Source organism: Corallococcus sp. CA041A, assembly GCF_003612075.1.
In the GTDB taxonomy this organism is placed as follows: Bacteria; Myxococcota; Myxococcia; order Myxococcales; family Myxococcaceae; genus Corallococcus; species Corallococcus exiguus.
This window is the reverse complement of sequence record NZ_RAWF01000024.1, coordinates 24224-44695: the sequence shown is the minus strand read 5'-3', so window position 1 is coordinate 44695 and position 20472 is coordinate 24224. Positions and strand designations below refer to the sequence as shown.

At 70.2% G+C, this 20472-nt stretch carries 13 protein-coding genes; 7 read left to right on the top strand and 6 right to left on the bottom strand.

All coding sequences use genetic code 11. The annotated features are described in order from the left end of the window. Positions 1–36: 36 nt before the first annotated feature. The 4 genes from D7V77_RS07015 to D7V77_RS07000 form a co-directional block, all read right to left on the bottom strand. Positions 37–2442: an RTX toxin gene (locus tag D7V77_RS07015; RefSeq protein ID WP_233596736.1), complete on the bottom strand. Its 2406-nt coding sequence runs from the start codon at positions 2440–2442 to the stop codon at positions 37–39. An 83-nt stretch (positions 2443–2525) separates the two neighbouring features. After that, positions 2526–4871, bottom strand: a complete 2346-nt coding sequence (locus D7V77_RS07010; RefSeq protein WP_233596735.1) for an RTX toxin — start codon at positions 4869–4871, stop codon at positions 2526–2528. Positions 4872–5451: 580 nt separating this feature from the next. Beyond that, positions 5452–6747, bottom strand: a complete 1296-nt coding sequence (locus D7V77_RS07005) for a serine/threonine-protein kinase (RefSeq protein ID WP_120575490.1) — start codon at positions 6745–6747, stop codon at positions 5452–5454. Positions 6748–6861: 114 nt separating this feature from the next. Next, the gene (locus D7V77_RS07000; protein ID WP_120575489.1) at positions 6862–8076 is read right to left on the bottom strand and encodes a serine/threonine-protein kinase; all 1215 of its coding nucleotides are present in this window, start codon (positions 8074–8076) and stop codon (positions 6862–6864) included. A gap of 230 nt (positions 8077–8306) precedes the next feature. On the opposite strand from D7V77_RS07000, the gene D7V77_RS06995 reads away from it, so the two are divergent. The 6 genes from D7V77_RS06995 (at position 8307) to D7V77_RS06970 (ending at position 16170) form a co-directional block, all read left to right on the top strand. Continuing rightward, the gene (locus tag D7V77_RS06995) at positions 8307–8684 is read left to right on the top strand and encodes a helix-turn-helix domain-containing protein (protein WP_120575488.1); all 378 of its coding nucleotides are present in this window, start codon (positions 8307–8309) and stop codon (positions 8682–8684) included. A gap of 53 nt (positions 8685–8737) precedes the next feature. Beyond that, entirely contained in the window at positions 8738–9193 is a 456-nt protein-coding gene (locus tag D7V77_RS06990) for a helix-turn-helix domain-containing protein (RefSeq protein WP_233596734.1), read from the top strand. A 137-nt stretch (positions 9194–9330) separates the two neighbouring features. Next, positions 9331–10911 carry an ATP-binding protein gene (locus tag D7V77_RS06985; protein WP_120575486.1) on the top strand — a complete coding sequence of 527 codons (1581 nt, stop codon included), beginning with the start codon at positions 9331–9333 and terminating at the stop codon, positions 10909–10911. 68 nt (positions 10912–10979) lie between these two features. Then, on the top strand, positions 10980–11354 hold the full coding sequence (locus tag D7V77_RS06980; protein WP_014400722.1) for a response regulator: 375 nt from the start codon (positions 10980–10982) through the stop codon (positions 11352–11354). Next, a complete protein-coding gene (locus D7V77_RS06975) occupies positions 11354–14146 on the top strand; it encodes an ATP-binding protein (protein WP_120575485.1) in 2793 nt (930 codons plus the stop codon). The genes D7V77_RS06980 and D7V77_RS06975 overlap by 1 nt, the downstream gene beginning before the upstream one ends. Next, on the top strand, positions 14143–16170 hold the full coding sequence (locus D7V77_RS06970; protein WP_120575484.1) for a response regulator: 2028 nt from the start codon (positions 14143–14145) through the stop codon (positions 16168–16170). The genes D7V77_RS06975 and D7V77_RS06970 overlap by 4 nt, the downstream gene beginning before the upstream one ends. Before the next feature lie 10 nt (positions 16171–16180). Here D7V77_RS06970 and D7V77_RS06965 read toward each other — a convergent pair whose 3' ends face one another. Next, entirely contained in the window at positions 16181–17746 is a 1566-nt protein-coding gene (locus tag D7V77_RS06965) for an LVIVD repeat-containing protein (protein WP_120575483.1), read from the bottom strand. A 117-nt stretch (positions 17747–17863) separates the two neighbouring features. On the opposite strand from D7V77_RS06965, the gene D7V77_RS06960 reads away from it, so the two are divergent. Then, entirely contained in the window at positions 17864–18622 is a 759-nt protein-coding gene (locus D7V77_RS06960) for a hypothetical protein (protein ID WP_120575482.1), read from the top strand. 8 nt (positions 18623–18630) lie between these two features. Here D7V77_RS06960 and D7V77_RS06955 read toward each other — a convergent pair whose 3' ends face one another. Then, positions 18631–20247 carry an LVIVD repeat-containing protein gene (locus tag D7V77_RS06955; protein WP_120575481.1) on the bottom strand — a complete coding sequence of 539 codons (1617 nt, stop codon included), beginning with the start codon at positions 20245–20247 and terminating at the stop codon, positions 18631–18633. Between the last annotated feature and the right edge of the window lie 225 nt (positions 20248–20472).

The following is a 20472-nucleotide window of genomic DNA, read 5'->3' as shown; positions in this document are numbered from 1 at the left end:
CCCGGTGTGTGCCAGGCGCCCGCGAGTGCTCAGGAACTACGGCGTGGGAGGCAGGAGCTGGACGTCGCCGAAGGGCAGCTCGTTGTCACCGATGTGGTTGGTGTTGCCGTAGCCGAGCTGACCGTAGGTGCCCCGGCCCCAGCAGCGCGCCTTGCCCGTGGAGAGCAGCGCGCAGGTGTGATTTCCGGAGGAGGCACTGATCTGGTAGGCCGTCGCGCCGTCCAGGTCCACCGCGCCGCCCGGAGTGCCCAAACTCGTGGTGTTGCCGTATCCGAGCTGTCCGTAGTTGTTGAGGCCCCAGCACCGCACGGTGCCGGTGGAGAGCAATGCGCACGCGTGCTCCGAGCCCACGGACACCTGCAGGGCGGTGACTCCGCCGAAGTTCACCGCGGACGTGGCGTTCTGCACGCCCGGGCCAGGGAGCCTCCGGAACGTGCACCAGCCGGAGTAGTCAGCGCAGGAGGAGTAGTAATCGTAGGTGGGGCTATCTCCTCCCAGCTTGCCGTTGGTGGCGCTGCCCCAGCAGATGACGGAGCCGGAGCGAAGCAGCGCACAAGTGAAGTTGTGGCCCGCGCCGAGCTGGGCCACAAGTCCCGTGGGCTCCACCGGCGTCTGGCTGCTGGGCTTGTTGGAGAGGCCCACGGTCTGGAGGTGCGTGTAGCCGAGCTGCCCGAAGGTGTTGAGGCCCCAGCACAGCACCTTGCCGGTGGAGAGCAGTGCACAGGTGTGCTCTTCGCCTGTGACGACGTCGGTGGCGGTGTTGTCGCCCAGGTCGACGTCACCCGCGCTCCAGGGCTGCTCGTTGTCGCCGATGTTGTCCGTGTTGCCGTAGCCCAGCTGGCCCGCGTTGTTGCGTCCCCAGCAGCGGACCTTGCCGGTGGCCATCACCGCGCAGGTGTGGTCCTTGCCAGCCGCGATGCGGATGGCGGGCCCGCCCAGGTTGACATAGCCGAACTCGGTCACGGCCTCGCCGTCGCCCAGGTTCTGCGTGGTGTTGTAACCGAGCTGACCGAAGTCGTTGCGTCCCCAGCAGCGCACCAGGCCCGTGTCCAGCAGGGCGCAGGAGTGGTCACCGCCCGTGGCCAGCTTGGTGGCCTTGCCCAGGATGCCCACCGGGCCCGCCAGATACGGCAGCCGCGGCTGGGTATCACCCCAGTTGTTGGTGCTTGCGTAGCCCAGCTGGCCGAAGTTGCCGTAGCCCCAGCACCGCACCGTGCCGTCATTCAGCATCGCGCAGGTGTGATTGCTGCCGCCGCGGATGGCGTTGGTGCCGTCGAGGGGCCCTTCGGCGACAGGGTTGTCCGGGAACTGATCCGGGGTGAGCTTGTACGTGAGCGTGGTGGTGCCGTTGTTGCCGTCTGTCACGGCGAGCTTCAGGTCACCCTGCACGGCGGTGGTGTAGTTCTGGAGCGTGGAGGGGTTGGTGTCCCCGGTGAACGCGGGCGCGGGGTCGAAGGTGGTGCCCGTAGCGGGCGTGAAGCTCCACGCGTAGGTGAGCGCTTCCTGGGCACCGTCGTCACTCACGTCCGCCGTGAAGATGACGTTCTGCGTGTCGCGCACCCGCAGGCCGTTGAGGCCGTTGATGACGGGGTTGAAGAGCACGGCGACGGAGGTGTCGATGACGCCGTTGGACGTCTCCGGGGGCTTCACCTTCGTGGTGAAGGTGGTGCTGATGGAGTGGCCCGCGGGGTTGGTCACGGTGACGGTGTGGTTGAAGACCGTCTCCGTGCTCACGGTGGGGGGCGTGTACTGGGAGACGAAGGCACCCGCGGTGTTCAGCAGCGTGATGGAGCCATTGAGCGGAGAGAAGGTGCCGCTGCCCGTGACAGCGGAGGTGATGGCGTAGCGCAGCGCCTCACCGTTGGTGGCCTCCACCGCGAAGGTGATGTTGCCGGACTGCGAAGAGGCGAAGGCGCTGGGGATGCTGATTTTGCGGATGCGCGGCAGGGAGATGACCGCGTTGTTGTTGGCCGGGGCCAGCGGGATGGTGACGGTCTCGAAGTCGAGGTTCAGCGTGGCGTCGAGCGAGCCGGAGAACAGAAGATTCCCGGAGGCATCGAGCGCGCGGGCGAAGAACGTGAGGGCCTTGGCCTTGGGGAGGAAGGGGAGCTTCCCGGTCCACGCCCCGGCGGAGGTGAAGAGGTCGAAGTTCTTGAAGATGACGAGGCCACCAGCGCCCTGCTCGGAGACATCGACGCGGATGCTCTTCACGTCGCTGTAGGAGAAGGCCTGGGCGGAGACGCGACCCTTCACGGCCTGGCTGAAGAGGTCCTGAGCGCCAATGGAGACGGTGACCTGGGACTGCGTCTGGTCGGCGGGCGCGGAGGGCTCGGGTGTACTGGAGCCAGCACTACACGCGGCGATCCACGGCGAAGACAGGGACAGCAAGAGCGCGCCCAACATGCCGCGCGAACGGAACCAACGAGGGGATGACCTCTGCACGGAAGACTCCTGAAGGCGAAGGGAATGACAGGCGAAAACAGGCGGGCGCCCGGTCCTGAGGGCGCCCGCGAGGGAGACGGCGACTACGGCGCGGGAGGCAGGAGCTGGATGTCGCCCGCGGCGGAGGGCTGCTCGTTGTCACCGATGTGATTGGTGTTGCCGTAGCCGAGCTGACCGGAGTTGCCCTGGCCCCAGCACCGCGCCTTGCCCGTGGAGAGCAGCGCGCAGGTGTAGTTTCCGGAGGAGGAGGCCGCCACCTGGTACGCGGTGGCTCCGTCCAGGTCCACGGCCGGGCCCGGCGTGTTGCGCGCCGTCGTGGTCCCGTAGCCCGTCTGTCCGAAGTTCGCCTGCCCCCAGCACCGCACGCTGCCCGTGGAGAGCAGGGCGCAGGTGTGGCTCACGCCCGCGGTGACCTGCAGGGCGCCGGTGCCCAGGTCGATGCTGCCGGAATCCTTGAACAGGAAGTTGCCGCCGGCCTGCCCGGTGCCCAACTGGCCCAGGCCATTGGCGCCCCAGCACCGCAGGGTGCCCGTCTTCAGCAGGGCGCAGGTGTGGTTGTTGCCCAGGGCGAGCTGTGCAATCGGACCGCTCGGTTCGACCGCGGTCTGGCTGCCCGGCACCTCGTTGTCGCCAATGTGGCTGGCGTGGGTGTAGCCGAGCTGGCCCTCCAGGTTGTAGCCCCAGCAGAGCATCTTGCCGTTGGAGAGCAGCGCGCAGGTGTGGTTGGAGCCCGCGACGACATCCGTGGCCGTGACGCCACCCAGGTCCACGTCACCCGCGCTCCAGGGCTGCTCGTCATCACCGATGTTGTTGGTGTGGCCGTAGCCCAGCTGTCCGTACTGGTTGCGGCCCCAGCAGCGCACCTTGCCCGTGGCCATCACCGCGCAGGAGTGCGTCTCGCCCACGGTGATGCGCGTGGCCGGGCCGCCCAGGTTCACGTAGCCGAAGCTGGCCACCGGCTCGCCATCACCCAGGTTGGCCGTGTTGTTGTAACCGAGCTGCCCGTAGTTGTTCAGGCCCCAGCAGCGCACCAGGCCCGTGTCCATCAGCGCGCACGAGTGGTTGCCACCCATCGCGATCTTCGTGGCCTTGCCAAGCAGCTTCACCTCGCCGGCCGTGTAGGGCAGCTCGTTGTCACCGATGCTCTGGGTGTTCTCGTAGCCCAGCTGTCCGAAGGCGCCGTAGCCCCAGCACCGCACCGTGCCGTTGTTGAAGAGGGTGCACGTGTGGTCCCGGCCGTTGCGGATGCTGTTGATACCGTCCAGCGGGCCTTCGGCGACGGGGTTGTCCGGGAACTGATCCGGGGTGAGCTTGTACGTGAGCGTGGTGGTGCCGTTGTTGCCGTCTGTCACGGCGAGCTTCAGGTCACCCTGCACGGCGGGGGTGTAGTTCTGGAGCGTGGAGGGGTTGGTGTCCCCGGTGAACGCGGGCACGGGGTCGAAGGTGGTGCCCGTGGCAGGCGTGAAGCTCCACGCGTAGGTGAGCGCTTCCTGGGCCCCGTCGTCACTCACGTCCGCCGTGAAGATGACGTTGCTGGTCTCCCGCACCCGCAGGCCGTTGAGGCCGTTGATGACGGGGTTGAAGAGGACGGCGACGGACGTGTCGATGACGCCGTTGGACGTCTCCGGCGGCTTCACCTTCGTGGTGAAGGTGGTGCTGATGGAGTGGCCCGCGGGGTTGGTCACCGTGACGGTGTGGTTGAAGACCGTTTCGGAAGACACCGTCGGCGGCGTGTACTGGGAGACGAAGGCGCCCGCGGTGTTCTGCAGCGTGATGGCTCCGTTGAGCGGGGAGAAGGTGCCGCTGCCGGTGACGGCGGAGGTGATGGCGTAGCGGAGCACTTCGCCATTCGTTGCTTCCACCGCGAAGGTGATGTTGCCCGACTGCGAAGAGGCGAAGGCACTGGGGATGCTGATCTTTCGGATGCGAGGGAGGGAGATGACGGCGTTGTTGTTGGCCGGAGCCAGCGGAATGGTGACGGTCTCGAAGTCGAGGTTCAGCGTGGCGTCGAGGGTGCCGGAGAAGAGGAGATTCCCCGAGGCATCGAGTGCACGGGCAAAGAAGGTGAGGGCCTTGGCCTTGGGCAGGAAGGGGAGCTTCCCGGTCCACGCTCCGGCGGAGGTGAAGAGGTCGAAGTTCTTGAAGATGACGAGGCCGTTGGTGCCCTGCTCGGAGACATCGACGCGGATGCTCTTCACGTCGCTGTAGGCGAAGGCCTGGGCGGAGACGCGACCCTTCACGGCCTGGCTGAAGAGGTCCTGAGCGCCAATGGAGACGGTGACCTGGGACTGCGTCTGGTCGGCGGGCGCGGAGGGCTCCGGCGCGCTCGAGCCGGAGCTACACGCGGCAATCCACGGGGAAGACAGGGACAGCAAGAGCGCGCCCAACATGCCGCGCGACCGGAACCAACGAGGGGACGTTCGCTTCACTCGACACTCCTTGGGGAGACAAAGACAGTCAGGAAAAGAGTCAATGGCTTGCAGCGGGCACGCGCCGGCCTCACGTGACCGGGCCGGAGCCCGGAGACACGCTTCCCGTGCCGCGCTCGGAGCGAGCACGGCCGGGGGACGTCATGGAAAATGGAGGGAATGGACAGGCCTACGCCGACCCGGGGGGACCTCCCGGCCCTCGGCGTATGTCTGGACTACAGCTGGAAACGCAATTCACAGTGCCAGCGGGTGAAAATACTGTCACGCCTTTTATTGGTTCCTGTGAAAGTCTGTCAATGTCTGGGTTTGCGCTGACTGGCGGGTGGAATGCGTGTCAGTCGCGGCGGACCCTCGGGTGACAGGATTTGTCATCCCCCCTCGGCGCCCCATCTGGAGGAACGCGCCGGCCGGGTGACGCGGTGGGTTGCTGAGTGAAAGGAATCAAGCAACTCACGGAAGCTTTGCCAAACACTGCAATGTTTTGCGGCTCGCACGAAGTCCGGAAAAGACAGTCATGGCCGCCATTCGGTACCCCGCTGGTCCCGGGGGACTCGGGTGACCCGAGTCCCAGGTACCGGGCTCACACGGGTTGGTGGCCGTCGTCGTCGTCGAAGTCGTCTCCCGGGGCCTCCTCGTCCGGGCTGGCCAGCTCATCCAGGTCCTCCACGGGCAAGGGCTCGTCATTCAGGTCCGGCGTCACGTCGTCCCCCCCAAGGAACGGCGGTGGACCCTCCGAGACGGTGGCCTCGGACGCCATCGCGGCCTCCTCCGCGGTCAGCTCCTCCGGGTGCAGCCCTCCCTCCAGCAGCTCCGCCTGGTTGCGCCGGCCGGTGGCCTCCCGGGCCGCCTCCGCCACCTCCTCCGCCGCGGCCTGCCGCCCGTACGCGGGCGCATGCTCCCGCAGCCACTCCCGCAGCGCGGAAGCCAGCTCCGCCGCCGTGCCGAAGCGGTCCGCCGGGGCCTGACGCAGCGCCCGCACCACCACCGCGCGCAGTCCCTCCGGCACGTCGCGAGCCATGCGCTCCACCTCCCCAGGCCCCACCAGCGCCATCCGCGCCGCGACCTCCGTCAGGGGCATCCACGTGGGCCCCTGCGCCTGCACCAGCGGCAGGTCCGGCGGGGGCGGAGGCGCCGTGTCCCCCTGCGCCAGCGGGTGCGTCCCCGTCAGCACCTCCAGCAGCACCAGCCCCAGCGAGAACAGGTCGCTGCGCGCGTCCAGGGGCTCGCGCCGCAGCGCCTCCGGCGAGGCATACGCCACGTCCCCCTTCACCAGCGGGCGGCTGGTGATCTCCCGCCCCGGCAGCGTGGAGAACGCGGCCGTGAAGTTCGTGAGCTTCACCTCGCCATGCACGCCCAGGCGCAGGTTCCGGGGGCTCACGTCCCGGTGCACGATGCCCAGCGGCCGGTTCCACTCATCCCGCAGCGTGTGCGCGTGGTGCAGCGCCTCCGCCACCTCGGAGACGACCCACGCACCGAAGGCCGGGGACATGGGCTTGCGCCGCATGGCCACCAGGTTGAGCACCGTGTCCAGCGACCGGCCCTCCACGTACTCCATCACCACGTGCGGAACGCCCCGGTACGCCTTCAGGTGGTAGACCTTCGCGATGCCTGGGTGGTTGAGCCGGAACGTCAGCTCCACCTCCTCCACCAGCCGCCGCCGCTCCACGAAGCCGGACGGGTTGCGCAGCCGTTTGATGACCACCGGGCCACCCATCCCGCCCCGGTAGCGCCGCCGCGCCAGCATCAGCAGCTCTCCGGTGGAGCGCACCTCCAGCTTGCGCACGAACTCGAAGGCCGTGCCTCCCACCGTGAACAGCACGCGCGGCCGGCGGGGCATGCCGGGGTTCTCCTCCGTCGTCGTATCGGGCGTCTTCATGGCCTGCCTTCCAACCTCCCAGGTGGAGCGTGAATCGCTCAACCCCGCAGGTAGCACAAACCCTGTCGCCGTCAAACGTCCAGGGTCGGATGGAATCCATGGGACTCCTCGGGTTCACCTGTCCCGGCGCAATCCCAGACGCCGGAGCCACCGCTCCCACCGCCGCCGCCACGCCAGCCGCCGGGCCACCCACCAGGGCATGGGCGGGGGCAGGGGCGCGGCCAGCCCCAGCGTCGGTCCGGGCGGAGGCGGCACGGACGGCGTGGGCGCGCTGGAGTGGGGCGCGGCGCCGGGGATGCGCCGCTCCTGCGAGCGGGTCCAGCGTCGCAGCTCGCGGGCCTCCTCGTTGCCGTCGAAGTACGCGTCGGACTCCTCCGTGACCGCTTCGTGGAGCGGCGGCGTGTTGAACAGCGGCGTGTCCCAGCTGTCCGGAGCGCGCTCCAGCGCCGCGCTCAGGTCGGCGTAGAGATCCGCGCCCATCTGGTAGCGCTCGCTGGCCTCCTGGCGCAGCAGCCGCCCACAGATGTCATCGAGGGCGCGGGGCACGCGCGCGTTGATCGAACGCGCGGCTCGCCCCTTGATGGCCTGGATTCCGCCCAGCAGCGCCGCGGCCGGCAGGTCCGGGGGATAGGGGAAGTCCCCGGTGAGCACCTGGAAGAGCGTGAGCCCCAGCGAATAGAGGTCGTCCGTGGGCTGGTAGTCGTAGCGGGACATGCCGTAGGGGTTGTCCAGCCAGTAGCGCAGGAGCTCCGGGCTGCGGTAGCTGGGCGTGCCCGGCGGCGGCCGACCGTCGGTGATGGCCGGGGCGCAGGCGTGGTCGCTGGAGCCGAAGTCCACCAGCACCGGCCGCTCGTCCGACGCGCGCACGATGATGTTGCTGCCCTTGATGTCGCGGTGGCGCACGCCCGCGCGGTGGATGAAGTCCAGCGTCAGCGCCAGCTCCGCGAACAGCCGCGCCACCTGCCGCGCCGTGGGCTTCGCCTCCATCGCCCAGTCGGACAGCGTGGGACCCTCCACGTAGTCCATGACCAGGAACAGGTAGCCCGTGCGCGGGTGCGGCCAGCGGTGGTAGCCGCGCAACGCCACCACGTTGGGATGGGTCATGCGGTGCAGCACGCTCACCTCCTTGAGCGTGCGCGCGTCCACCTGCGAACCCTCCTCGGAGTCCTGCGGCCCCTGGAGCGCGAACTTCAGCGCCACCTGGAACCCCCCGGTCTCCGCCAGGAACACGGTGCCGAAGCCCCCCGTGGCCAGGCGCTTCAACAGCCGGAAGCTGCCCACCACCTCCTGGGGCTGAAGGAGCAGCGGATGTCCTCCCTCTAGGCTCATGGGGTGGCGCCTCCTACGTGGAAGGAAAGCCCGGATGCTTCGGGACGTGGGGGGTTGAATCCCAGAGGGAGGACGTGGCTGAGAGGATGCATTCGCGCAAGGATGGAAGTGACCTCCAGGGTCCATAGCATGGCGCACGCCCCTTGGGGTAGTGTTGCTGCCGTGTCAGGTAGGATGCCGGACACCTGACTTCATGGGAGACACGGTCCGGCCAGGGGTGGTGAGCGGCAATGAACGAGGAGCTGGCCATCACGGTGGGCACCGCGGCGCGACAGGCCCGCGAGCGGCAGGGCATGACCCAGGGCGACGTCGCCAGCCAGGTGGGCATCGCCATGGAGGTCTACAGCCGCATGGAGCGCGGGCGCGTGCTGCCCAGCTCCACCACCTTGCGCCGGTTGTGCATGGTGTTGCGCATCCGCTCGGACACGCTGCTGGGGTTGGACGGGCCCTCGCCCCCGGACGAGGCGCTCACGCTGGCCCTGGCGGACCGCGAGGAGGATCCCCCCTCCCTGCGCCGGCTGGTGCGCGCCTTGCGGCCCCTGGATGAAGAGGGGTTGAAGGCCATGGGCCTCATCATCCAGGGCGCGCTCGCGCTGCGGGAACGCTGACCGAAAGGCCCCCGAAAACTTGCGCCCCTGGGGAGAGATGCAAGGTTTTGCGCGTGCCTGCCCCGGTGAATGAAAAGCTGAACACGGTGTTTGGAGCCGCCGCCCGAGACGCGCGGCTGCGCTTGGGACTCACGCAGGCGGACGTGGCGGAGCGCGTGGGCATCGCCATGGAGGTCTACAGCCGCATGGAGCGCGGCCGCATGCTGCCCCGCGCCCAGACCCTGCGGAGGCTGTGCGACGTGCTGTCCGTGTCCGCGGACGCGCTGCTGGGCGTGGGGGCCGGCACCTCCCCGGTGCCGCCCCGGGCCTCGCCAGGTCAGGAGGACTCACTGGAGCTGCGCCGCCTGGTGCGCACGCTGCGCGACCTGGAGCCCCGCCAGCTCAAGGCCGTGGCCCGCGTGGTGCGCACGGTGGTGTCCGTCATGCCCCCGAAGACGGCGCCCGGGTCTTCGCCCACTCCCACGCCCCGGAAGAAGCCGCGGGCCGCCCGCAAGCGCCGCGCGGGTTAGCGAGGCGGCAAGAGCAGACAAATCCTCTCGGGCTGCAACAGGATGGCTGCCCGCTCGTCCTCCTGACCCGGGGCCGGGCCTTCGGGTGGGGCCCTCTCCCCAATGGCAGACAAGTGGGGTAGCACGGGAGCTACGCCATGCCTCCTCCCCCGACGCCCTCGGATGAGCCGCGGCGACTCCAGGCGCTGCGCTCGCTGTGTCTGTTGGACACGCCCGCTCACGAGCGCTTCGACCGCATCGTGCGCGCCGCGGCGCACCTGTTCCGCGTGCCCATTTCGCTCGTCTCGCTGGTGGACGAGAACCGCCAGTGGTTCAAGGCCCGCATCGGCCTGGACGGCACGGAGACGCCGCGCGAGCTGTCCTTCTGCGCCCACGCCATCCTCTCGCCCTCCACCTTCATCGTGCCGGACGCGCTGAAGGACCCGCGCTTCCACGACAACCCGTTCGTGCTGGGCGCTCCCTTTGTCCGCTTCTACGCGGGCCACCCCCTGCGCGCTACGGACGGCAGCCGCGTGGGCACGCTGTGCCTCATCGACTCGCGGCCCCGGGACTTCTCGGACGCGGACCGCACCGCGCTCGCGGACATGGCCGCCTGGGCGGAAGGAGAGCTCAACGCCCTGGACGAGCGCGAGGCCCGCGCGGCGCTGGAGCAGCAGGAGCGCTTCTTCGAAGTCTCCGTGGACATGCTCTGCATCGCCGCCATGGACGGCACCTTCCTGCGCCTGTCCCGCGCCTGGAGCCGCACCCTGGGCTTCTCCGACGCGGAGCTCTACAGCACGTCCCTGGTGGACCTGGCGCTGGAGGAGGACCGCGCAGACACCTCGCGGCACCTGTCCCGCGCCCGGGAGGGCATCCCCGTCCTCCAGTTCGAGCACCGCGCCCGCTGCCGCGACGGCACCTGGCGCTGGCTGCAGTGGAACGCCGTGCCGGACCCGGAGGAGGGGCTGCTCTACGCCGTCGCCCGCGACGTCACCCAGGCCCGCACGCTGGAGGAGGAGCGCCAGCGCGTGGAGCGGATGAAGAACGAGTTCATCGCCACCGTGAGCCATGAGCTGCGCACGCCGCTCACCTCCATCCGCGGCTCGCTGGGGCTGCTCAGCGGCGGCATCCTCGGCCCGCTGGACGCGCAGGTGGCGCAGATGGTGGGCATTGCCCACAAGAACAGCGAACGGCTGCTGCGCCTCATCAACGACATCCTGGACCTGGAGAAGATGGAGTCCGGCCGGCTGGACCTGAACCTGGCGCCCACGGAGGTCGCGCCGCTGCTCGCCCAGGCGCTCCAGGCCCACCAGGGCTACGCGGACGAATACGGCGTGCGCCTGGAGGCCGTGGTGGACCTCCCCCACGCCCGCGCCCGCGTGGACGAGGACCGCTTCATCCAGGTGCTGGCGAACCTCCTCTCCAACGCCATCAAGTTCTCCCCCCAGGGCGAGCGCGTCACCCTGTTCCTCACCCGCGAGGACGGCGTCCTGCGCGTGGGCGTGCAGGACCACGGCCCCGGCATCCCGGAGGCCTTCCAGTCCCGCGTCTTCCAGAAGTTCGCCCAGGCGGACGCGTCCGACACCCGCAAGCGCCCCGGCACCGGCCTGGGGCTGAGCATCGCCCACGGGCTGGTGGCCCGCATGGGAGGCACCCTGCGCTTCAGCACCTCCCCCAGCGAGGGCACCCGCTTCTCCTTCGACCTGCCGGAGTGCGAACCCGGGCCCGACGTCGCCTGACGGACATCCACTTCCCCCCCCGCTTCCGTACCGCGATCCAAACCCTTTTCCCTGGAGCACCCCCTCCCATGGCGAAAATCGAGAAGGTCCTGCTCGTGGACGATGAGGATGACATCCGCACCATCGGGCAGCTGAGCCTGAGCCGTGTGGGGGGGTGGAAGACGGTGCTCGCGTCCTCTGGCGCGGAGGCCCTGGAGAAGGCGGGCCAGGAGGGCCCCGACCTCATCCTCCTGGACGTGATGATGCCCGGCATGGACGGGCCTACGACGTTCGGCCGGTTGCGCGCCCAGCCCGCCACCGCGAACACGCCCATCATCTTCATGACCGCCAAGGTCCAGAAGCAGGAGGTGGCGCGCTACCTGGAGCTGGGCGCGGTGGGCGTCATCGGCAAGCCGTTCGACCCCATGACCCTGCCGCAGGAAATCCGCCGCCTGGTGCCTTGATGGAACCCCGCCTGTCCAAACGCTCCGCCGCGCTGGCCGCTGGCGCCCTGGTGTTGCTGTGTGCCCTGTTCGTCCTGGGCCGCCCGGGCTCCACCGCCGACCACGACCACTACCGCACCCAGCTGCGGCAGCTGCGCGTGGCCACGTCGGAGCTGGAACAGGACGTGCTGCGCCAGCGCGTGGGCATGGCGCAGTTGCACGGCTCCTCCGACCGGGACTTCGACGCGCTGGCCGCCCGCGCCCGCCAGCTGCGCACGGCGCCCGGTTTCCTCCCCGCGGAGGGCATGCGCTCGCTCAACGCGTCCCTGGACACGTACCTGCGCGTGCTGGAGGGCTCGCGCGTCCTGCTGGCGGCGGCCCGCGAGAAGGACCAGCAGCTCGCCGCCCTGCGTGAGGCCTTCCCCGGCGTCGTCGCCGCCACCGCCGCCGCGCTGCCTCCGGGTTCGCCTCGCGCGCACGTGGAGGCGATGGACGTGGACGTGCTGCTCGCCTCGCGCGCTCCGGGAGAGGCGTCGGGGGTCCGCGTGGAGGCCTCACTCGCGCGTCTGGCCCGGGCGCGGGAGAAGCAGCCGCTGCCCGCCCCCGCCCTCGCCGCGCTGGACGCCCTGGAGGCCCGCACGCGGGAGTTGATGGCGCTCCAGCGCGCCACGGACGCGTCCTACCAGGCGCTGCTGGACCACGGCGCCACCGGTGAGTCCGAGCGCCTCATCACCACCTACCTCCAGCTCCAGGAGCAGTCCCAGGCCCGCGCGGAGCGCACGCGCATCGTCCTCTTCGGCGTGTGCCTGCTGCTCGTGGGCTACGTGCTCGTCGTGCTGGTGCGGCTGGCGCGGGCGTCCGCGGCGCTGGGGGAGCTCAACCGGGGGCTGGAGGCGCGCGTGGCGGAGCGCACCCAGGCCCTGTCCGCCGCGAGCGCGGAGGCGCGGGCCAGCGACGCGCGCAAGGCCGCCATCCTGGAGGCGTCGCCGGACGGCATCGTGGTGCTGGACGAGTCCGGCCGCGTCGCGGAGTTCAACCCCTCCGCGGCGACCCACTTCCGCCTGCCGTCCGCGCGAGCGGTGGGGGCGGATTTCATGTCGCTGGCGCTGCCCGCGACGCTGCCGGCCTCGCAGCGGGAAGCCGTCCACGCCGCGCTCCTCCAGGAGGACGGCGCGGCTCGGCTGGAATCACCGTGCCTGCGCGCGGACGGCGACGTGTTCCCCGCGGAGCTCACCTTCGCGCGCGTGCACGCGGACGGCCCGCCGCGCACCACCGTCTTCGTGCGCGACCTCACGGAGCGCAAGGCCGTGGAGCGGATGAAGAACGAGTTCGTCTCCACCGTGAGCCACGAGCTGCGCACGCCGCTCACCTCCATCCGCGGCTCGCTGGGCCTGCTGGAGAACGGCATCGTGGGGGAGCTGCCCTCGCAGGCGCTGGACATGGTGCGCATCGCGCGTACCAACACCGAACGGCTCATCCGCCTCATCAACGACATCCTGGACCTGGAGAAGATGGAGTCCGGGATGCTGGAGCTGAAGCTCCAGCCGCAGGCGGCGCAGGAGCTGGTGGAGGCCACGCTCGCGGGCGTGCAGGGCATGGCGGAGACGGCGCACGTCACCCTGCGCTCGGACGTGGAGGGCGGGCCGCAGGTGAAGGGCGACCGCGACCGGCTCATCCAGGTGCTCACCAACCTGGTCTCCAACGCCATCAAGTTCTCCCCGCAGGGCGCCTCCGTGGTGGTGGCGGCTGGCTTCACGGTGGACGGCCAGGTGCGCTTCAGCGTCACGGACCAGGGCTCCGGCATCCCGGAGGACAATCTTCCCCGCCTCTTCGGCCGCTTCCAGCAGCTGGACGCGTCCGACACCCGCTCCAAGGGCGGCACCGGCCTGGGGCTGGCCATCTCGCAGGCCATCGTGGAGCAGCACGGCGGCCGCATCGAGGTGTCGAGTCCCCCGGGCCAGGGCGCCACCTTCCACTTTACCCTGGAGGCCCTGCGCGCTCCCTCCGTCGCGCCGCTGCCCCGGGACGAGTCGCGCCACAACGTGCTCATCGTCACCGCGGACACGGAGCTGTCCGCCCTGCTGCGCGGCCTGCTGTCGCACGAAGGCTACCGGGTGGTGCGCTCCGCCACGCTCGCGGAGGCCGTGCAGGCGGTGGAGCACGCGCTGCCGGACGCGCTGCTGGTGGACACGCGGATGCCGGACGGCGCCGTGCTGGACTGGGTGCGCCGCATGAGGGAACAGCCGCGCACGCGCGACCTGCCCGTGCTGGCCCTGTCCGGGCGCTCGCAGCCGGGGGCGAAGGACGCGGGCACGGCGCTGCTGGTGGACTGGCTGCCCACGCCGGTGGATGAAACCCGGTTGCTGAAGACACTGCGCTACGCCATGCGCCAGCCGGGCCAGGCGCGCGTGCTGGTGGTGGATGACGACGCCACCACGCGCCGGGTGCTGTGCGCGCAGTTCGAACGGCTGGGCGCGCTGTGCATCGAAGCGGCGGATGGAGAGAGCGCGGTGGCGCTCGCGCGTGACACGCCTCCGGACCTCATCGTGCTGGACGTGGGGCTGCCGCGGCTGGACGGCTTCGAGGTGGTGGACATCCTGCGCCAGGGCAAGGGCCGCGCCACGCCGCTCATCGTCTTCACCGGCCGCGAGCTGTCTCGCACCGACCAGCGCCAGCTCACCCTGGGCATCACCCGTCACCTGACGAAGGCCCGCGCTTCCGAGGAGGAGCTGGTGGCCTCCGTGCGGGAGCTGCTCAACGGACTGCTGGCCCGCCGCGACGCCGCGGCCGAGCCCCGAAAGGCGATGCCATGAGCACCGCGCGCAACGACAAGACGCTGCTCTTCCTGGAGGACGACCGCGACCTCCAGGCCCTGGTCTGCACCTTCCTGCGGGACAGGGGCTACCAGGTGACCCCCGCGCGCACCGCCGCCGAAGCGCGCGCGGTGCTCCAATCCAAGCCGGTGGACGCCGCCATCGTGGACGGCCTGCTGCCGGGCATGACGGGCGCGGACTTCATCCGGGAGCTGCGCAAGACGAAGCCGGACCTGCCGGTGCTCTTCGCGTCCGCCTTCTGGAAGGACCTGAAGAGCCACGAGCTGCTCACGCGCCAGCTGGGCGTGGCGCGCGTGGTGCACAAGCCCTACCGGCCGGAGGAGCTGGCGGTGTGGCTGGAGCAGCTCTTCGCGGTGGCACAGCCGCCGCCCCCGCCGCGGGAGTCCCTGGACGCGGAGGACGCGGAGCCCGTGGACGACTTCGCGGCCAGCCTGGCGCGCTTGAGCGCGGACTACGGCGCGAAGCTGCCGGAGCGGCTGGCCATGCTCCAGGCCCTGCTCGGCAAGGGGCGCCACGGCGACGCGGAGGCCATGGAAGAGGCCTACAGCGTCGTGCACAAGCTGCACGGCACCGCGGGCAGCTACGGCTTCCGCGACGTGAGCATCGCGGCGGGCGCGCTGGAGGACGTGCTCCGGCCGGTGAAGACCGGGGGCACGCTGGACTGGGCCCAGGTGGACGCGGGCTTCCGCGCGCTGGAGGACCGGGTGTCGCTGCCCGTGCTGACCCCGGAGCCGGAGTCCGAGGAGGCCGTCGTCGCCGCCATGGGCACGCTGCTCGTGGTGGACGAGGACGCGGGCGTGCTCGCGGACGCGAAGCGGATGGGCAAGCGTGAAGGGGTGCGCGTGGTGACGGCCGCCACGCCCCAGGAGGCCTGCGCCGCGGTGGAGCGGCAGTGGGTGGACGGGGCGCTCTTGCACATGGGCGCGGCGGGGCTCGCCACCGCGAGCGCGCTGCGCGCGATGGAGGGACACCAGTCCCTGCCGCTGGCCTTCTCCAGCACGGGCGGAGGTCTGCAGGAGCGAGTGCGCGCGGCGCACGCGGGCGCGTCGCTGTTCCTGCCCCGGCCCTTCACCCAGCAGGACTTCGCCACCGCGGCGGAGCGGCTGGTGGCCACGCGCCGGCTGGAGCGCTCGAAGGTGATGGTGGTGGATGACGACCCGGAGGCGGTGCGCGCCCTCTCCCAGGCGCTGGTGAGCGACGCCGTGGAGGTCGTGGGGCTGGAGAACGCCTACGGCCTGCTGGACGCGCTCGCGCAGCACCGCCCGGACCTGCTGCTCCTGGACGTGCAGATGCCCGGGCCCAGTGGGTTCGATTTGTGCCGCATCCTGCGCCTGACGCCGGAGTGGCAGGATCTGCCCATCCTGCTCATCACCGCGCAGGTGGGGCTGGAGTTCCGGCTGGCCGCGTTCCAGGCCGGCGCGGATGACTACCTGGCCAAGCCCGTGCTGAAGGAGGAGCTGCGCGCCCGCGTGCACGCGCGGCTGGAGCGGGCACGGCTGTCGCGCGAGCGCACGGAGCGAGACGCGCTCACGGGACTGATGCTGCGCCGTCCCTTCGTGGAGGCGGTGGCGACGCGGCTGTCGGAGGCGCGCCGGAGCGACCGGCCGCTCGCGCTGTGCTTCCTGGACGTGGACCACTTCAAGAAGGTGAACGACCAGTACGGCCACCTCGCGGGGGACCGCGTGCTGATGCGGCTGGGACGGCTCCTGGGGGCGCGCTTCCGCCGCGAGGACCTGCGCGCCCGCTGGGGCGGCGAGGAGTTCGTCGTCGCGCTGCTGGGCGAGACGCCGGAGAGCGCGAAGGAGATCCTCTCCCGCACCGCCGAGGAGCTGTCGGCGATGACCTTCGAAGGCGACGCGGGGGAGACCTTCCACGTCACCTTCAGCGCGGGGCTCGCGGTGGCGCCCAGGGACGGCACCACCCTGGACGAGCTGCTGCGCGCCGCGGACGCCCGGCTCTACCGGGCGAAGGAGAACGGCCGCAACCGCATCGAGACGGAGTGACGCCCGCGCGTCACGGCTCCGCCAGCACCAGCAGTCCGCGCGACAGGTCCACGACGTACACGTGCCCGTCGCCCGGCACGCGCATGCCGATGGCCCCCTGGTAGAGGCTGTCGGTGCTGCGCGGGTGTGCCTCCTGGAAGGAGTCGAAGGCGGCCACCTCCTTCGGGTGCTCGGGGTCGGCCACGTCGAAGACGCGCACGCCCTCGTGGTACCAGGCCACGTAGAGCCGCGTGCCCACCAGCACCATGTTGTGGATGGACGTCTGCGGGCGCTTGCGCACCTCCGCGATGAGGCGGATTTTCGCCGGGTCGGTGACGTCCAGCACGCGCAGGTGCGCGCCAGGGCGCTCGCCACCCTCGAAGGCGATGGTGCGCCCGTTGATGGTGCCCACCGCGTTCGCGTGGCTGTACTGGCCGGAGAAGGCATACATGCCCAGCACGGGCGTCACGTCCGTGCGGGTGACATCCACGACGACGTAGCCCGTGGTCGAGTGGTTGATGTAGAGCCGCCCCTTGTAGGCGAACGCGTCGTGCGGGTAGGCGCCTGGCTCGTGGGGCACGGTGATGCGGCTGACCAGAGAGGGCTCCAGCGGCCGGAACACGTCGAACACGAACGTCGTGCCGCTGGGGGACGGGGACATGGCGTACAGCCGGTCGCCGTCCACGAACACGGTGTGCACGTTGATGGCGCCGCCGGGCAGCGCGCGCACGTACCGGGGATCCGCCGGGTTCGTGATGTCGTAGATGATGACGCCGGAGTCGCCGCTGGCGACGTAGAGCGCGTCTCCCTTGGCCCAGACGCCGTTCCAGTAGTTGTCGTTGGGCAGGCTCAGGCGGGTGACGAGGACGGGGTGGGCCGGGTCGCTCACGTTGATGACGCTCAGGCCGCCGGGCTCCTCCTTGCCGCGCGGCAGGGACACCACGTAGGCGTGGCCCTTCGTGACGTAGACGTCCACGGGGTCGCCCACCGGAACGGCGGTCTCGGAGACGAGGCGCATGGGCTGGGCGCCGGTGTCCGCTTCATGGGCCAGGTTCATCCGCCGGGCGTCGAAGGTGCCGGAGTAATCCGGTACGCCATCGGTGCAGCGCACGAAGCAGCCGGTGATGCGGCCGGGCTCCGGAACGCGGCAGCCCGCGAGCGCGTACCGCTGCTGCTTGTTGGCGGAGGTGATGTACTCGCCGGTGACGAAGAACCCCTCGGGGCCCACCTGGTTTCGCACCAGGGGCTTGCCCAGGAAGCTGGGGGTGGTGTCCAGGCGGAAGCCCGTGCCGAACGCGCTCACGGAGGTGTAGCGGAAGACCGCCTGGTAGACGCCGGAAGGCTCCACGGCGCGCACCGCGTCCAGGTCACAGCCCGTGAGGGGGAAGCTGGCCGGGTCGGTGCAGTTCGCGCGAGGGGACGCGTAGCTCGAGTCCATGCAGGGCTCGTTGGGGACCACGTCGATGTAGTCGGTGAGCTCGACGAGCGGCTTCGGATCCGACGGTCCCGGTCCGGGAGGGTTGGAGTCGCTACAGCCGGAAAGGGACAGGGCGCAGGCGAAGAGGCCCGTGCCCAGGAGGCGAATAGAGGACGTCATGGGGTGCAGGCTCCTGCGCGGGGCTTCGCGGTCCACGGCCGACGCGAAGCCTCGGGGAGTCTAGCCCATGGCCCGTAGCGGATGCGCGAGCCCTCCCTGAGGCGCTAGAAGCCCGTCATGCACCCACGCCGCCCGGACATCGACGCCGCGCTCACCGACCTGCGCAACCGCTTGCCCGGGGGGAAGATTGTCGACCACTGGCACAGCGAGCCCCCCTGGCCCACGCCGGAACAGCTGCGCCTGCGCGACGCATGGTTCGACAGCCTGGCGGAGGCGCTGGAAATGGCGCTGACACGGCAGGACTTCGTGCCCATCGTCATCCCCGAAGCGCGGAGTCCCCCGGACTGGGAGTTCATTCTCGCCCACGCGCTGGCGCGTCACAGCGGACCGGTGGCGTCCTACCCGCACTTCTCGGAGACCCGGCGGAAGGAGGGGGAGCCGGTCATCACGCTCGGCACTGCCTTCGACGAGTTGGTCATCTTCCAGGGCCCCCTGGAGCTTCACGGCCATGTCGACCTCCGGGGCACCGTCGTCGTGCTGGGAGACCTCATCATCCATGGGGCCCTGATGGATGGGGACCCGGCGGACTCGGGGCTCGTGGTCATTGGCAACGAACGGGTGTGCGCGCTGTACACCAGCTCGGATCACCTCATGGTCGGAGACCTCGAAACGGACCTGCTGATGCTGTCCGGCGGAGAAGGCTCGTGGGTCGTGGGTGGCGAGGTCCGTGCCCGCTTGCAACTGGAGGAGTCCAGGGCCAGTGAGGAGGCGCCGCGCTGGTTGGAGCCCGTGCCGTCCGACGAAGTCCTCGAGGACGGCTGGGCGCTGTGCAAGGAGGTGGGCAGCGGCCGGACGAAGGTGCGGCCCCCTCCGTAGGCCTCGGCTCAGCGCTGCTCGGAGAGGATGAGCAGCCCCCGGGACGTGTCCACGACGTAGATGAAACCATCATTGGGCACGCGGATGCCGATGGCGCCCTCGAGCGAGGAGCCGGTGCGGTCCGGATCCGTCTCCCGGTACGTGTTGAAGTACGCGACCTCGCGCGGCTTCGTCGGCAGCGACACGTCCAGCACCCGCACGCCCTCCTGGTGGTACGCGATGTACAGCTTCGAGCCCCGGAGGAGGATGTCGTGGATGGAGGTCTCGGGGCGCAGGCCGTACTCGCCAATGAGCTTCATGTTCGCGGGGTCGGTGACGTCCAGCACGCGCAGGTGCGAGCCGGGGTACTCGCCGCCCTCGAAGGCGATGGTGCGGCCCGCGAAGGTGCCCACCGCGCTCGCGTGGGCGTACTGACCGTCGAAGGAGTATCCGCCCAGCGGGTACACGTGCTCCGCGTCCGCCACGTCGAAGGCGTGGTAGCCCGCTTCCGTGTGGCTCACGTAGAGGCGCTCTTCGTACACGAAGGCGTCATGGGGTCCGCTGCCGCCGGCGCCCAGGGACACCCGGTTGAGCTCCACGGGCGCGAGCGGTGAGGACACGTCGAAGATGAGCACCGCGTTGCCGGGCGACGGAGCCATGGCGTAGAGCCGCTTGTCGTCCACGAACACGCTGCGCACGTTGAGGGGCGCGTCGGGCACGGCCCGCACGTACCGCGGATCCGCGGGCTTGGAGATGTCATAGACGATGACGCCCGAGCTGGCGCTCGCGATGTATAGCGCATTGTCCTTAGCCCACACGCCGTTCCAGTTCGAGTCCCCGGCCAGCTGCACGGTCTTCGTGAGCACCGGGCGCGAGGGGTCCCTCACGTCGAACACCGCCAGGCCTCCGGGCTTGCTGGCCGTCCCCACGGCGACCACGTACGCGTGTCCCTTGGTGACGTAGACGTCCACGGGCATGCCCAGGGAGACGGAGGCCTCGGACACGAGCTTGAGGCCGGAGGACTCGGACTCGCCGCGCGTCCGGATGCCCGGGCGCGAGGCGGTGAAGGTGCCCACGGTGCCGACCTTGCCCTGTGCGCACTGGACGTAGCAGCCGTTGATGCGGTCGGGCGTGGGCCGGGTGCAGCCCATGAACACCAGGTCCTGGGCCGGCGAGAAGGGCGTGGCGGAGAGGGTGGCCGCGGTGAAGAACGAGCCCGCGCCAATCTCCCGCTGCTTCAGCGCCTGGCCGGAGAGGGTGCCCTTGCCACCATCGAGCGGCAGCTGGAGGGTGTAGTCGGAGGAGGCGGTGTTGCTCGAGGAGGGACGGGCCTTCAGGGAGTAGAAGCCCACGGTGTCCAGGTCATCGAACGTGCCCGGTGCGCAAGAGGACCGGTCGAAGAGGGACGCGTCGTCGCACGCGGGGACCGCGTCACCCACGGCGAGGTTGAAGGCACAATCCGAATAGGGACCCAGGTCCTCGGAGTCGGTGCGTTCGGGAATCGCCTCCGCTCGGCCGTCCCAGGGCGCGGTGTTCCGTTCGGGAATCACATCCGCGTCACCGCTGAAAGGGGACGAGGACGAGGAGCAGCCGGTCAGGGCCAGGGCGGTGGGGAGCAGCAGGAGCCAACGGGAGAAGGGAGCCATGCGGAGCGTCCTTTGGAATGGGTTCGGACGCAGGAACGCTCCCGCCGCGCGGAGTGACTGAAGTGCCCTCCATCCCGCAAGCATCTCCCTGCATGAAGGGAAGGCTCTTGCGCTCCGGGCCATATAGGCTCGCGCGCACGCCATGCCCCTCACGCGTCAGGTGGGTGAGTCGTCGAGATCGGGCCGCGCAAGTGGCTGACTCGGTGGGTGTCTACCCGCAGTATG

What these genes read in the sequence shown, in the direction of transcription:
- D7V77_RS06960 (WP_120575482.1), top strand. Translation starts at nt 17,864, where the DNA reads ATGCACCCACGCCGCCCGGACATCGACGCCGCGCTCACCGACCTGCGC.
- D7V77_RS06995 (WP_120575488.1), top strand. Translation starts at nt 8,307, where the DNA reads ATGAACGAGGAGCTGGCCATCACGGTGGGCACCGCGGCGCGACAGGCC.
- D7V77_RS06975 (WP_120575485.1), top strand. Translation starts at nt 11,354, where the DNA reads ATGGAACCCCGCCTGTCCAAACGCTCCGCCGCGCTGGCCGCTGGCGCC.
- D7V77_RS07005 (WP_120575490.1), bottom strand. Translation starts at nt 6,747, where the DNA reads ATGAAGACGCCCGATACGACGACGGAGGAGAACCCCGGCATGCCCCGC.
- D7V77_RS06955 (WP_120575481.1), bottom strand. Translation starts at nt 20,247, where the DNA reads ATGGCTCCCTTCTCCCGTTGGCTCCTGCTGCTCCCCACCGCCCTGGCC.
- D7V77_RS06985 (WP_120575486.1), top strand. Translation starts at nt 9,331, where the DNA reads ATGCCTCCTCCCCCGACGCCCTCGGATGAGCCGCGGCGACTCCAGGCG.
- D7V77_RS06970 (WP_120575484.1), top strand. Translation starts at nt 14,143, where the DNA reads ATGAGCACCGCGCGCAACGACAAGACGCTGCTCTTCCTGGAGGACGAC.
- D7V77_RS06980 (WP_014400722.1), top strand. Translation starts at nt 10,980, where the DNA reads ATGGCGAAAATCGAGAAGGTCCTGCTCGTGGACGATGAGGATGACATC.
- D7V77_RS07000 (WP_120575489.1), bottom strand. Translation starts at nt 8,076, where the DNA reads ATGAGCCTAGAGGGAGGACATCCGCTGCTCCTTCAGCCCCAGGAGGTG.
- D7V77_RS06965 (WP_120575483.1), bottom strand. Translation starts at nt 17,746, where the DNA reads ATGACGTCCTCTATTCGCCTCCTGGGCACGGGCCTCTTCGCCTGCGCC.